General features: G+C 63.0%; 11 protein-coding genes. 5 read left to right on the top strand and 6 right to left on the bottom strand.

The genetic code is table 11. The features are described from left to right. Nucleotides 1-10: 10 nt before the first annotated feature. The 3 genes from USDA257_RS10510 to USDA257_RS10520 all read right to left on the bottom strand — a co-directional run bounded on the left by USDA257_RS10510 (nt 11) and on the right by USDA257_RS10520 (nt 3,231). Entirely contained in the window at nt 11-841 is an 831-nt protein-coding gene (locus USDA257_RS10510) for a carbohydrate ABC transporter permease (RefSeq protein WP_014762928.1), read from the bottom strand. Beyond that, complete coding sequence (locus USDA257_RS10515; protein WP_014762929.1) at nt 841-1,827, bottom strand: carbohydrate ABC transporter permease; 987 nt, start codon at nt 1,825-1,827, stop codon at nt 841-843. The genes USDA257_RS10510 and USDA257_RS10515 overlap by 1 nt, the downstream gene beginning before the upstream one ends. 141 nt (nt 1,828-1,968) lie before the next feature. Continuing rightward, nucleotides 1,969-3,231 carry an ABC transporter substrate-binding protein gene (locus USDA257_RS10520; RefSeq protein ID WP_014762930.1) on the bottom strand — a complete coding sequence of 421 codons (1,263 nt, stop codon included), beginning with the start codon at nt 3,229-3,231 and terminating at the stop codon, nt 1,969-1,971. A 377-nt stretch (nt 3,232-3,608) separates the two neighbouring features. Between USDA257_RS10520 and USDA257_RS10525 the strand changes: the two genes are divergently transcribed. The 3 genes from USDA257_RS10525 to USDA257_RS10535 all read left to right on the top strand — a co-directional run bounded on the left by USDA257_RS10525 (nt 3,609) and on the right by USDA257_RS10535 (nt 7,244). Beyond that, nucleotides 3,609-4,637: a substrate-binding domain-containing protein gene (locus USDA257_RS10525; protein ID WP_014762931.1), complete on the top strand. Its 1,029-nt coding sequence runs from the start codon at nt 3,609-3,611 to the stop codon at nt 4,635-4,637. 11 nt (nt 4,638-4,648) lie between these two features. Beyond that, nucleotides 4,649-5,860 (top strand): TIGR03862 family flavoprotein, encoded by a 1,212-nt coding sequence (locus tag USDA257_RS10530; RefSeq protein ID WP_041415116.1) that lies wholly within the window; start codon nt 4,649-4,651, stop codon nt 5,858-5,860. Nucleotides 5,861-6,062: 202 nt separating this feature from the next. Next, nucleotides 6,063-7,244: an MFS transporter gene (locus USDA257_RS10535; RefSeq protein WP_014762933.1), complete on the top strand. Its 1,182-nt coding sequence runs from the start codon at nt 6,063-6,065 to the stop codon at nt 7,242-7,244. A 78-nt stretch (nt 7,245-7,322) separates the two neighbouring features. On the opposite strand, the gene USDA257_RS10540 is transcribed toward USDA257_RS10535, so the two are convergent. Further along, complete coding sequence (locus USDA257_RS10540; protein ID WP_014762934.1) at nt 7,323-7,532, bottom strand: dodecin; 210 nt, start codon at nt 7,530-7,532, stop codon at nt 7,323-7,325. Between the two features lie 230 nt (nt 7,533-7,762). Here USDA257_RS10540 and pepT point away from each other — a divergent pair, with 230 nt between their 5' ends. Further along, the gene (pepT, locus tag USDA257_RS10545; RefSeq protein WP_014762935.1) at nt 7,763-8,995 is read left to right on the top strand and encodes a peptidase T; all 1,233 of its coding nucleotides are present in this window, start codon (nt 7,763-7,765) and stop codon (nt 8,993-8,995) included. 152 nt (nt 8,996-9,147) lie between these two features. Here pepT and USDA257_RS10550 read toward each other — a convergent pair whose 3' ends face one another. Further along, nucleotides 9,148-9,636 (bottom strand): RidA family protein, encoded by a 489-nt coding sequence (locus tag USDA257_RS10550; RefSeq protein WP_014762936.1) that lies wholly within the window; start codon nt 9,634-9,636, stop codon nt 9,148-9,150. A gap of 190 nt (nt 9,637-9,826) precedes the next feature. On the opposite strand from USDA257_RS10550, the gene USDA257_RS10555 reads away from it, so the two are divergent. Continuing rightward, a complete protein-coding gene (locus USDA257_RS10555) occupies nt 9,827-10,522 on the top strand; it encodes a TetR/AcrR family transcriptional regulator (protein WP_014762937.1) in 696 nt (231 codons plus the stop codon). 204 nt (nt 10,523-10,726) lie between these two features. On the opposite strand, the gene USDA257_RS10560 is transcribed toward USDA257_RS10555, so the two are convergent. Then, nucleotides 10,727-12,688 (bottom strand): elongation factor G, encoded by a 1,962-nt coding sequence (locus tag USDA257_RS10560; RefSeq protein ID WP_014762938.1) that lies wholly within the window; start codon nt 12,686-12,688, stop codon nt 10,727-10,729. Nucleotides 12,689-12,797: the final 109 nt, after the last annotated feature.

Below are 12,797 nucleotides of genomic sequence, written 5' to 3' on the forward strand. Positions count from 1 at the left end.
CTCTTAACTCCTAACCTTTGACGCCGCCGGCCGTCAGGCCGGAAATGATCCGCCGCTGAAAGATGAGCACGAGCACCACCAGTGGCACCGTGACGATCACCGATGCGGCCATGATGTTGCCCCACGGTATTTCGAAGTTGCTGCTGCCTGAAAGGAGCGCAATCGCCACCGGCACCGTGCGCTGCACGTCCGACGAGGTGAAGGTGAGCGCGAACAGGAATTCGTTCCAGGCGGCAATGAAGGCGAGCAGGCCGGTCGTGACCAGGGCCGGCCACATCAGCGGCATGAACACCCGCGTGATGATCACCCAGGGCGAGGCGCCGTCGACGATCGCCGCTTCCTCGATCTCCACCGGCAGATCGCGCATGAAGGTTGTCAGCACCCAGACCGTAAACGGCAACGTGAAGATCATGTAGGAAAAGATCAGCGCCAACGGCGTGTTGAAGATCCCGATCCCGCGTATCAGCTCGAAGAGACCGGCAAGAACGGCGATCTGCGGAAACATCGACACCGACAGGATGGTCAGCAGCAGCAGCGACCGGCCGCGGAAGCGCACCCGTCCGAGCGCATAGGCGGCGGTGACCGCGAGCAGCAGCGAGATGGCGACGACCAACGTCGCCACGAGCAGCGAATTTCCGAGATTCCGCAGGAAGCTGCCGCTCGAGACGACGTTCGTGTAATTGGCCAGCGACAGTTCGCTTGGCCAATAGTCGACGCGGAAGAGGGCAGTGCCGGATTTGAGGCTCGTCAGGACCGCGTAGTAGAAGGGAAAGACCGCGATGACGATGATCGTCGCGACGAGCAGGTAGAAAGCGGTGCGTTTCGCGAGTGTCGCAGCCATCAGCGTTCTCCTCCGTCGAAGTTGACGCGCCCGAACCACATGTAGAGGATGGTGATCGAGGCGATGATCAGGAACAGCATGGTCGAGGCGGCCGCGCCGTAGGCGAACTTGTCGAAATCGAAAAGGTTCTCGCGGGCCAGCACCGACATCGTCTTCGTCTGCGCATTGTTGGGGGTGAGTACGTAGATGAGGTCGAAGATGCGCAGCGCGTCGAGCATCCGGAAGATCACCGCGACCATCAGTGCCGGCCGGATGAGCGGCAAGGTCACCCGCCAGAACACCCGGAGCGGATGGACCCCGTCTATCCTGGTGGCCTCATAGATGTCGATCGGCACCATCTGCAGGCCGGCGAGGATCAGGAGCGCCATGAACGGCGTCGTCTTCCAGACGTCGACGATGAGCACGGCGATCATCGCCGTATCGGGACTGGCGGTCCAGGCGATCTTCTGGCTGATCAGGCCGAGCCCGAGCAATATCTCGTTCAGAATGCCGAACTGATCGTTGAGCATCCATGCCCACATCTTTGCCGAAACGATCGTCGGGATCGCCCACGGAATGAGGATTGCCGCCCGCACCAGGCCGCGCCCGGGAAAATGGGCATTCAGCACCAGGGCGACGACGAGCCCCAGCGCCGTCTCGATGCTGACGGAGATCACGGTGAATTTCAGCGTGTTCCAGACGGCGTTCCACCAGGCCGGATCGGCGAGCAGGCCCTTGTAGATGGTGCGGCCGCTCTTCAGCGTGATCCAGGAAAGATAGTTCTGAAAGCCGACGAAATCGGCGGCGGCAAGGTTGGTCAGCGACGCATTGGTGAAGCTGAAATAGATAGTCCGGACAAGCGGCCAGCCGGCGACGAGCGCCAGCACCAGCAGGGTCGGTGCCAGGAACACCCAGGCGGAGCGGACGCGCTGGACCTTGAGGTCCGAATTGATATAGCTCGAATGCGCAAGCGCGGCCGGTGGGTCCGCGACGGTGAGATCGATCATAAGGTTGGCTCCCCATTGCCGTTCGGCTTTCGCCGCTAGGTTTCAGGGGGATGGCGGCCGGAGTGGGCCGCCATCCCCGGCGACGGCTGCAAGGCGGGGAGAGAGGTACAAAGTTTTACAGGCTTCCCCGCCCGGGGAGGTTTACCAGCTGTCGCCTTTGAGCTCGGTCAGCTCGACTTCCAGCAGTTCGAGGTTCTCGGCAGCGGTGCCGTCGCCGGAGAGCGTGTTATGGACGGCGCTCCAGAGTTTCGAGGAGACCTCGTTATACTTGACCTTCGTGACGGCCGACGGGCGCGGCACGGCACTTTGGAAGATCGGTTTCCAGTTCGGCATGAAGGGGTGGGTGGCGGCAATTTCCGCGTCGTCGTAAAGGGCGGCAACCGTCGGCAATTGCGACAGTTGCAGGGCACGCGCTTTCTGCACTTCCTTGGACGAGAGGAACTTTACGAGCTCGATCGCCGCTTCCTGCTCATCGGAGTATTTCGACACCGCGAGGTTCCAGCCGCCGAGCGTCGAGGACGGCTTTTCGCCGTCGGTCGCGGTCGGCAGCGGCATCACGTCGAACTTGCCCTTGACGGCGCTGTCGTCACCATTTCCGAGCGCATAGGCATAGGGCCAGTTGCGCATGAAGACGGCATTGCCGGTCTGCCAGACGCCGCGCGATTCCTCCTCCTGATAAGCAAGCACGCCCTCGGGCGCGATCGTGCCGATCCAGCCCTTGGCCCGCTCGATGGCCGCAGCCGCCTTTTCGTTGTTGACGGAGATCGTCCCGTCGGCCTCGACGATCTGCCCGCCACCGGAGGACTTGATCCATTCCAGCGCGTTGCAGGTCAGCCCCTCATAGGCATTGCCCTGGAAGACATAGCCCCAGAGATCGGCCTTCCCGTCGGCCCGCTCCTTTTCCTGGATCTCCTTGGCGATCGCCGCCAATTCGTCCCAGGTCTTGGGCGGCGTCTTGCCATATTTCTCCAGCAAGTCCTTGCGGTAGTAGAGTGCCGGCGCATCGGTGAAGATCGGCAGCGCCACCAGCTTGCCGTTGACGGTCTGTGACTGGATAATCGACGGAAAGTGATCGCCGACCACGTCTTTGGCGGCCTCGGTGAGGTCGACGAACTGGTCGGCGAGCTGCGGCGCCCAGATAACGTCCGTCTGGTAGACGTCGACGTCCTTGTTTCCAGCCGCCAGCCACAGCCGGTATTGGCTGAATTGCTCGCTGCTCGACGGCGGCATGGTGACGAGACTGACCTTGTGGCCGGTCTTTTTCTCGAAGGCGTCGAGCTGTTCGCGCATGAAATGCACGTTCTTGCCGGTGGTGTTGGCGGCAAGCGCGAGCTCCGCAGCGACGGCAAGATCGGCGGCGCCCAAAGCGGCGCAGAGAGTCAAGGTTCTCAGAAGCAGTGTCATGATCGATGGCTCCTCCAAATCCCCCAACCGCTCGAAAGCTCCTCAGCAAATTCGAAAACGGTTTGGCTGGAAAAAAGTGTCAGAAGCGCGAAATGATGTCAATATACTGCCGGACGCCAGTTTGCAGGTACGAATTCAGACGGTTAAATGTCACAAATTCAGGAGCTTATCTTGTTTACAACCCTGCTTCGCGTTCGTTGACTCAAAGCTCACGATGAGTGTACGCCTCATGAAATTTAAAGCGATTTGGCTGAGGTGACCGCGCAAGACAGACTCTGCTTTTCGCCAGATGCGGCAACCGGGCGATCGGTTGTCCCTTGCGGCAAAGGCGTATATTCCTCATCGAGCAACCGGGGTTAAGGGAATAGTTAGGCCGCATGAAGCTCAAGGAGTTCGCCCGCCAATTGGGTCTTTCGCCGACAACGGTCAGCCGCGCGCTGAGCGGCTATCCGGAGGTGAGCGAAAAGACCCGCAAACGGGTGGCGGAAGAGGCCGTCCGGCTCGGCTATCGGCCCAACATCAATGCGGTGCGGCTGGTGACGGGGCGCGCCGGTGCGATCGGCGTCATCATGGGCCGCACCGGCGAGTTTCACTTCGCCGAATTCATGAGCGGCATGGCCGAGCGCCTGGACGGCGAGGACATCGACATCCTTGTCAGCCCGACGACGGATCGCGACTCCACCGACGAGATTTCGCTCTACAGCCGGCTCGTCACCAGCGGCCGGGTCGATGCGGTGATCGTCCATTCGCCGAAGCCGACCGACGAGCGCATCGCCTTTCTTCACGAGCTCGGCTTTCCATTTCTGGTCCACGGCCGTTCCGAGACCGACGTGCCGCATGCCTGGATCGATATCGACAACGAGAGCGCCGTCCGGCGCGCCACGTCCCATCTGCTCGACCTCGGCCACAAACGCGTTGCGATGATCAACGGCCGCCACGGGCGGACCTTCTCGCTGCATCGCGACAAGGGTTACCGCAATGCGCTGCAGGAGCGCGGTATTCCCTTCGATCCACGCCTTGTCGCCCATGACCACTTCACCGACGAGCTCGGTTTTCGCTATGCCCGGTCGTTTCTCGAACAATCGCCGCGGCCGACCGCCTTCGTTGCCGGTTCGATGATGACGGCGCTCGGGATCTATCGCGCGGTGCGTTCCCGCGGGCTCGTCGTCGGACGCGACATTTCGGTGATCGCCCATGACGACGTGTTCCCCTATCTGACGGCCGACAACATGGTCCCGTCGCTTTCGGCGACCCGCTCCTCGATGCGGGCGGCCGGGGCACGATCGGCGGATCTCGTGCTGCAACTGTTGGGCGGACGGTCGGCCGAGGAAATCCACGAGCTCTGGCCCGTCGAACTCATCCTGCGCGAGTCGACCGGCCCGGCGCCAGCGGAAGCACAGTCTTGAGCGAGCAAGTCATCGCACGCAAAGAGGTCGCGATCATCGGCGGCGGACCGGCCGGCCTGATGGCGGCCGAGACCCTGGCGGAGCTCGGCCATGCGGTGACGATCTACGAGGTGATGCCGACAGCCGCGCGCAAGTTACTGCTTGCTGGCAAGTCCGGGCTCAACATCACTCATTCCGAGAGCTATCAGCGCTTCGCGATGCGCTTCGGCCACGCGTCCGATCGCCTCCGCCCTGCCCTCGACGCCTTCACGCCCGACGACATACGAACCTGGGCGGCCGGGCTCGGCACAGAAACCTTCGTCGGCTCCTCCGGCCGCGTCTTTCCGAAGGCGATGAAGGCCTCCCCGCTGCTGCGGGCCTGGCTGCGCCGGCTGGAGGCCAAGCGCGTCAGGCTCCTCACCCGCCACCGCTGGATCGGCCTTGCGGAGGACGGCTATCTGTTCGAGACGCCGGAGGGACGGAAGACCGTCCACTGCGACGCCGCGCTGCTGGCACTTGGCGGCGCAAGCTGGCCGCGGCTCGGCTCCGACGCCGCCTGGGTGCCTTGGCTGGCCGCCAAGGGAGTAGAAGTCCACCCGTTTCGCCCCGCCAATTGCGGCTTCGACGTCGCCTGGAGCGAGGCATTCGTGGGGCGCTTCGCCGGCGAACCCTTGAAATCCGTCGCCGCCACGTCCGGAGCCGGCGCCCTTCCGGGCGAATTCGTGGTGAGCCGCCACGGGATCGAAGGCAGCCTTGTCTACGCCCATGCGGCGGCCCTGCGCGACCAGCTCGAGCGGGACGGCAAGGCCGCGCTTACGCTCGATCTCGCGCCGGGTCGAAGCCTGGACCGCCTGACGCGGGATCTGGCGCGCCAGGACGGCAAGGCGAGCTTTGCCAATCGCCTCAGGAAGGGCGCCGGCCTCGAAGGCGTCAAAGCGGCGCTGTTACGCGAGCTCGTGCCGGCGGCATCGAAGGCCGATCCAGAAAGGCTGGCAGTCACCATAAAGGCCTTGCCCATCCCGCTGCTGCGGCCGCGGCCAATCGCCGAGGCGATCTCGTCGGCCGGCGGCATCGGCTTTGATCAGATCGACGCTCACTTCATGCTGAAGGCGCTCCCCGGCCTCTTCGTCGCTGGCGAGATGCTCGACTGGGAAGCGCCAACCGGCGGTTACCTGCTGACCGCCTGCATTGCGACGGGCCGTGCCGCGGCGCGCGGCATCGAGGCCTGGCTCGTTCGCGACTAATCGGGCTTTGCGACAACCCTATCCGTGAGCGGAAAGCTCATTCGATCTACATTCATGAACTGAATTCACAGGCGTTTCAACAAGGCAGCCGCTTATCGCGGCGGCGCGGCGCTAGCATATTGCACTGCGAAAGACCAACCGTCGTCAACGCCTCTTCAAGCCTCCGCTCGCACTCCGAACAGTGGGGGGAAACGGATTTGCCATGCCTCTCGCTATCTTCGCCCTGACGATCGCCGCTTACGCGATCGGCACCACTGAATTCGTCATCGTCGGTCTGTTGCCGACGGTCGCGACCGACCTCGACATTACCCTGCCGCTCGCCGGCCTTATCGTCAGCGTTTATGCGCTCGGCGTCACCTTCGGCGCCCCCATTCTCACCGCACTCACTAGCAGGATCGAGCGCAAGCCGCTACTGCTCGGCTTGATGGCGCTCTTCATCGCCGGCAATACGGCAGCTGCACTTTCGTCGAGCTATGAAATGCTGCTCGTCGCCCGCGTCTTCTCGGCCTTCGCCCACGGTGTGTTCTTCTCGGTCGGCTCGACGATCGCCGCCGATCTCGTTCCGGAAAATCGCCGCGCCTCGGCGATCGCCATGATGTTCATGGGGCTGACCGTCGCAATCGTCACCGGCGTGCCGATCGGCACCCATATCGGCCAGATCTTCGGTTGGCGCACGACCTTCTGGGCCGTTGCGGCGCTCGGCGTGATCGCCTTTGCCGGCATCGCGGCGCTCCTGCCGAAGTCGCTCTCCAGGGCTACCCCGGCAAGCCTTGTCGACCAGCTCCGCGTGCTTTCCTCCGGCCGCCTGCTGATCGTCTTCGCGATGACCGCGCTCGGCTATGGCGGCACCTTCGTCGCCTTTACCTACCTCGCGCCGATCCTTCAGGAAATCACCGGCTTTTCGCCCGAAAGCGTCGGCCTGATCCTGGTTCTCTACGGCGTCGCCATCGCCATCGGCAATATCGCCGGCGGGCGGATCGCCAACACCAATCCGGTGAAGGCGCTTATCGGCCTCTTCCTCCTCCAGGCGCTGGTACTCTTCGCCTTCTCCTTCACGGCGGCTTCCCCGGTGCCGACGCTCGTCACGCTGGCCGCGCTCGGCTTCCTCTCCTTCGCAAATGTTCCGGGGTTGCAGCTCTATGTCGTCCAGCTTGCCAAGGAGCATCGACCCGGCACCATCGATGTCGCCTCGGCGCTCAACATCGCCGCCTTCAACCTCGGCATCGCGCTCGGTGCCTGGCTCGGCGGCACGGTGGTGGACTCCGCCCTCGGTCTCGCTGCGACGCCCTGGGTCGGCGCCGTCCTCGTGTCCCTCGCACTGCTCTTGACCCTCTGGAGCGGTGCACTGGATCGGCGCTCCACCGGCGCATTGCAGGCCGCCTGATCCTTGTTCATCAGGCTTCCAGCGGCCCGATGCATGACGCGCCGGGCCGCTCTTCTATGCTTCCCCTCTCCGCGCCGCTCAGTCGTCGATCCGGAATCCGACCTTCATGACCACCTGATAGTGGGCCACCTTGCCATTGACGATCTGCCCGCGAATCTGGTCGACCTCGAACCAGTCGAGGTTACGCATCGTTTTCGAAGCCCGCGAAATCGCCGTTTCGATGGCTTCGTTAACCGAGTTCGGAGAACTTCCGATCAGTTCAACTTTCTTATAGACGTGCCCGCTCACCGTATCCTCCTCAAAGGTTTCCGATTTGGCATCCTTGGCATCTAGGTCGACAGCAGCATGCGTCGCCGCTGACTAGCCGATCATGCCTCCGTTGCGTCCCCGCCGCCAGCGAAAGCTCGAAATTGCGGTCGACCGCGCCGGCAAAACGCATCGGCAGGGCGAAAATCAATTCACCGCGGCACCGGCGCGGGCTATAGCGGGTTTCATTCGATGCCGCTCTGGAGCTCGCCATGACTGATACCGTCACCGACCGTTTCTTGCGCTACGTCGTCATCGACACCCAGTCGGACCCCACGTCACCGACGCAGCCCTCCACCGAAAAGCAGAAGACTCTCGGCCGTTTGCTGGTCGAGGAGTTGCTGGCGATCGGCCTTGCCGACGCCCATCTCGACGAGCACGGCTACGTCTATGCGACCATTCCGTCGAACGTGGACAAGCCGGTGCCGGTGATCTGCTTCTGCTCGCATATGGACACGGCGCCCGACTTCACCGGCACCAACGTCAAGCCGCAGATCGTCCGCAACTACGCGGGTGGCGACATCCGGCTCGCGGGCGATCCGGCGCAGGTGATCCGCGTCAGCGACAATCCGGCGCTCGCCGACCAGATCGGCAACGACATCATCACGACCGACGGCATGACGCTGCTCGGCGCCGACGACAAGGCCGGTCTCGCCGAGATCGTCGCGGCCGCCCAGCGCCTCGTCGACAATCCCGACATTCGACACGGAACGATCAAGATCCTCTTTACGCCCGACGAAGAGATCGGCCGCGGCGTCGACAAGGCGGACCTTGAAAAGCTCGGCGCCGCCTTCGCCTACACGGTCGACGGCGAGACGGCCGGCCATATCGAGGACGAGACATTCTCGGCCGACAGCGTCGATATCACCATCCACGGCGTCGCCATCCATCCGGGCTTCGCCAAGGGCAAGATGGAAAACGCCATCAAGATCGCCGCGGCGATCGTCGATCGGCTGCCGAAGGACATGGCGCCGGAGACGACGGCCGGCCGCGAGGGCTTCGTCCATCCGACCGGCCTGACCGGTTCGATGGAGAAGGCCACCTTGAGCTTCATCGTCCGCGATTTCGAAGAAGAGGGCCTCGCCGCCAAGGAGCAGATGCTCGATCACCTGGCGAGAAGCGTCATGAAGGACTATTCCGGCTCCAGCTACAGCTTCGAGGTCAAGGAGCAATACCGCAACATGAAGGCGATCCTCGACCGCCATCCGGAGATCGTCGAGAATGCCGTCGAGGCGATCCGCCGCGCCGGGATGACGCCGGTTCGCGGCAGCATCCGCGGCGGCACCGACGGGTCGCGGCTGTCCTTCATGGGCCTGCCCTCCGCCAACCTCTTTGCCGGCGGCCACGCCTTCCACTCGCCGCTTGAATGGATCAGCCGGCAGGACATGGAGAGAGCGGTGGAGACGATCGTCGAACTGGCGAAGGTCTGGGCGGAGCGGAGTTAGGACGCTCGCTTGTCCACAAGGGGCGCATGAGTTGCATCTCTTGCTCAGGCTTGGGTGGTGACCGGAAGTTCTCAGCCAGAGTGCCGAAGAGCTACATCGCGGACCGGCCGGACATCGCTTGCATGTTGGCCCGACGGCATGATCCGCCGCCACTATTCCAGAATGGCGACGGCTTCGACCTCGAAGAGCATGGGTTCAATTGCAAGCTTGGGGACAGGGATCAGAGTCTGCGCCGGGAGTGCCTCGCCGAACATTTCCTTGACGTTTTTGGTCAACACCTCCAGCTTGGACATATCGTGATCGACCACGAAGACCGTGAGCTTGGCGACCTGATCCGGCCTTGCACCGAGCGCATCGAGGGCGGTGCGCAGATTTGCGTAGGCCTGCTTCACCTGGACAGCGAAGTCGGGCGACAAGGCTCCAGTGCTGTCTTGGCCGCCCTGTCCGGAGATGTAGGCTAGCCGGGCTTCGCGGGGCACAATCACCGCCGTGCTGTAGCCATTCGGCGTCGGATCATAGAGGTTTCGTGGATTGACGATGATCAGCTTGAGATCATTCTCATTCGCTGTCGTCGCATTGGGAACTCCCATGGTCATGATGAGTAGCCCTCCGATAAGCAGATGCTTGATTGCGCGTGACATGATTTTCTCTTGGCGCTGAGGACAAAACGTGCCCCCGCGGTGCAGGATTGAACTTTAACCCATCGCCCATATGATTTACTCGTACAGCGTACCATTCAATCGCACCGTACGCTGTACGAGTCAAGCGTTCAGGATCGACATTCGTCGCATCGTCGGCTTAAATCGACGTTCTGATCAGCAAGGAAGACGGATGGCAGCCAAACGCAGCGGCGCTCAGAGCAAACGGTCTCAGCGGACAGGTGTGTCACTCCGGTCCGCGCAGGAGCCACGCAGTGAACCGCCTCTCTCGCTGGAACGGATCGTGGCGACCGCGGTAGAATTGCTGGACGCCCAGGGAGTCGACGGATTGAAGATGCGTCGGCTGGCAGATCGCCTCGGCTCGGGCGCAATGAGCCTTTATTGGCACGTCGACAACAAAGAGGAGGTCTTTGATCTGGCCCTCGACTCGGTCCTCGAATATCGCGGACCGCCGCAAATAGCTGAGTCTCAAGACTGGCGCCGCGAAGTCATTCATATGCTCGAAGACTGGCGCGCCAGCATGCTGCGCCATCCTTGGTCGGCATCGCTGTTGCCGCGCCGGGCGCTCGGCCCGAATATGCTTAGTCGCCTAGAGATGCTGAGCAAGACCTTGTCCAGAGCCGGTGTAGCGGACGCGGATTTGAACGTCACGATATGGTCGCTCTGGAACTATGTGATAGGCGCTACCGTCACCCGGGCGAGCTTCGACCTCTCGGACGACGACAGGGCCGCCGCGCAGCAGCGCCTCACACGCCTCAGCGAACACTACCCGACGATCGAACGCTCTCGTCTGCTGCTGGATAACGATTGGGACGGCGCTTTCAGGAAAGGCCTCGACTTCCTGCTTGATGGCCTCGCTCCGAGATAATGAACATTCGGCATTTCCTGGACGAGACGGTGCCGGATTGGTTCGGCATGCTGCCTACTGCATGTTTCCTTCAATAGGAGCCATTCCAAAACATGCAGCAATTCCAAGTGCTACAGCGACCTTTGCGCGTCTGACAAGACGCGCGGCGCTGTAGCGCCGTGAGCGATTGTGTCTACTGCGCCTCCTCTCCTCCCCTCGCCTCTCTCAATGCTCGTTCACATGCGTGCCATGCGCATGGATGATCGCCTGTGCCTCCTTGCCGTAGAGCTCTTCGAAATGATCGAAGCTCTTGGCAAAATAGCCGATGCCCTGCGTTGCCGATCTCAACGATCGGGCCAGTTCTTCGAACGCGCTGCCGGGGATGAGGGCACGGAAGATGTCCCATCCCTTCGCCGCCTCGTCGCGGTCGAAGCCGAGCACCTGCCCCTTGAGGGTCGAGACGACCGGCACGAGCGCGCCGGAATAGATCGACGGAACATGGATCTCCACCCGAAAGATCGGCTGCAGCAGCACGGCGGCGGCTTGCGACAGCGCCTGCCGCACCCCGAGCTTTCCAGCCGTCCGAAAGGCATATTCCGAACTGTCGACGGAATGGTGCTGGCCGTCGGTCAAAATCACGCCGACGTCGATCGCCTTGAAGCCGAGCGAGCCCTTGTCCATCGCCTCGCGGGCGCCGGCTTCGACTGCCGGGATGAAGTTTCGCGGCACTGCACCGCCCTTGACGGTTTCGGCGAAGGAGAACCCCTCACCGCGGCCATTCGGATGGATGCTCAGCTTGACGTCCGCGAACTGGCCGGCCCCGCCGGTCTGCTTGCGGTGCCGGTAATGAACCTCCGCCGATTTCGAGATCGTCTCCCGATAGACCGGGCTCGGCGGCCGCTCGCTGACCTGCACATGGAAGACATCGGAAAGCGTCCGGCAGATGTCGCGCAGGTGCACCGGCCCTTGGACGCTGACCAGCTGCGCGCCGGTGCCCTCCTCCTGCATGACGGTCAGGCCGCGATCGGTCTCGGCGAGCTTCGCCAGCGTTTCGGAGAGCTTGTTCTCATCGCGCTCGCTTTCCGGCACCAGGATCCGCTCGAGGATCGGCGTCGGCGGCGCCGTCCACGCTGGCGGGGCCACAGTCGCATGGGGCGTCAGCAGGGCCGGAACGGTGAGGTGATCCGATTTTACCGCCGCGAAAATCTGGCCGGCGACGGTGATGCCGCTTGCCATCGCCCGGCCGCTTGCCGGGTCGTGGAGCGCGCCGAGGCCGGCGCCGCCGAGCACCGCCCCCTGCTTGACGCCGTTCTGCAGCGCCCGGGCGACGACTGTCTTACCGACACTCTGCCGGTGGTAGGCGTGGAAGCTGACAGCCGTGAGCGTCGCCTCGCCGATGCCGGCAGCTGCGGCCAGGCGCTTGCGCAGCGCATCGGCGCGCGGCGCTTCGTGGCGCAACACCTTCATCAGCCGCATGATGCCGTTGCTGTGGCTTGCCGCGCCGAGCAGCACCGGGATGATCCTGTTCTCGTTGAGCACCCGGGTCGAGATCGCGTAGATCGTGTCGCTCGCCGGCTCGCGGTCTTCGATCAATTCCTCGAGCAGCCAGTCGTCGAACTCGGAAAGATGCTCCAATAATTCGGTGCGCGCCTCGTGTTCACGCTCGATCGTGCTTTCGGGTATCTCGAAAAGCGACGATGTCTGGCCTTCGCGATAGCGCCAGGCGCGCTCCGAAATGAGGTCGCAGCTGCCGATGATCTTGTCGCCGTCGCGGATCGGGATTTGACGCAGAACCAGCGGACGGGTGCAATAGTCCTGCAGCGCCGCGACGACGTCGCGCAACCGGCCGCGCGGCTCATCCATGCGGTTGACGAAGAGGATGCAGGGCGTACCCGAGGCCTCGATCGCCCGCAGATAGGGAGCGGCGAGCACCGCCTCGTCGACGACCGGCGAAACGCAGAGAACGCAGGCGTCGCTCGCCAGCAACGCATCCTGCGTATGGGCAAGCGCCTCGTTGTTGCCCGGCACGTCGAGAGCACACCAGGCCTCGCCGCCAAAATCGAATTCAGTGACACATAAACCGTACGGGGAAACTGACTTTTTCGGCTCGCCTTCCAGCGAGCCCAACCTTTCCACGAGCGTGGATTTTCCGATCTGCGAAGGACCGAGTACAGTAAAGCAGCGCATCCGCGTTCCTCCCTCTGCCAGGATGACACTTCTATGAAGATAGGATGCCCCTCTCGAAGGCAAAGTGCCAGAGATTGCTGTTTTTTCTTGGCGAGGCGGTTGAAAGCGG

It is taken from the genome of Sinorhizobium fredii USDA 257 (assembly GCF_000265205.3).
Lineage (GTDB): Bacteria > Pseudomonadota > Alphaproteobacteria > Rhizobiales > Rhizobiaceae > Sinorhizobium > Sinorhizobium fredii_B.

Bases quoted from the DNA above. Each gene is read 5' to 3' on its own strand.
- USDA257_RS10560 (WP_014762938.1), bottom strand. From the start codon at position 12,688: ATGCGCTGCTTTACTGTACTCGGTCCTTCGCAGATCGGAAAATCCACG.
- USDA257_RS10510 (WP_014762928.1), bottom strand. From the start codon at position 841: ATGGCTGCGACACTCGCGAAACGCACCGCTTTCTACCTGCTCGTCGCG.
- USDA257_RS10550 (WP_014762936.1), bottom strand. From the start codon at position 9,636: ATGTCACGCGCAATCAAGCATCTGCTTATCGGAGGGCTACTCATCATG.
- USDA257_RS10535 (WP_014762933.1), top strand. From the start codon at position 6,063: ATGCCTCTCGCTATCTTCGCCCTGACGATCGCCGCTTACGCGATCGGC.
- USDA257_RS10515 (WP_014762929.1), bottom strand. From the start codon at position 1,827: ATGATCGATCTCACCGTCGCGGACCCACCGGCCGCGCTTGCGCATTCG.
- USDA257_RS10555 (WP_014762937.1), top strand. From the start codon at position 9,827: ATGGCAGCCAAACGCAGCGGCGCTCAGAGCAAACGGTCTCAGCGGACA.
- USDA257_RS10525 (WP_014762931.1), top strand. From the start codon at position 3,609: ATGAAGCTCAAGGAGTTCGCCCGCCAATTGGGTCTTTCGCCGACAACG.
- USDA257_RS10520 (WP_014762930.1), bottom strand. From the start codon at position 3,231: ATGACACTGCTTCTGAGAACCTTGACTCTCTGCGCCGCTTTGGGCGCC.
- pepT (WP_014762935.1), top strand. From the start codon at position 7,763: ATGACTGATACCGTCACCGACCGTTTCTTGCGCTACGTCGTCATCGAC.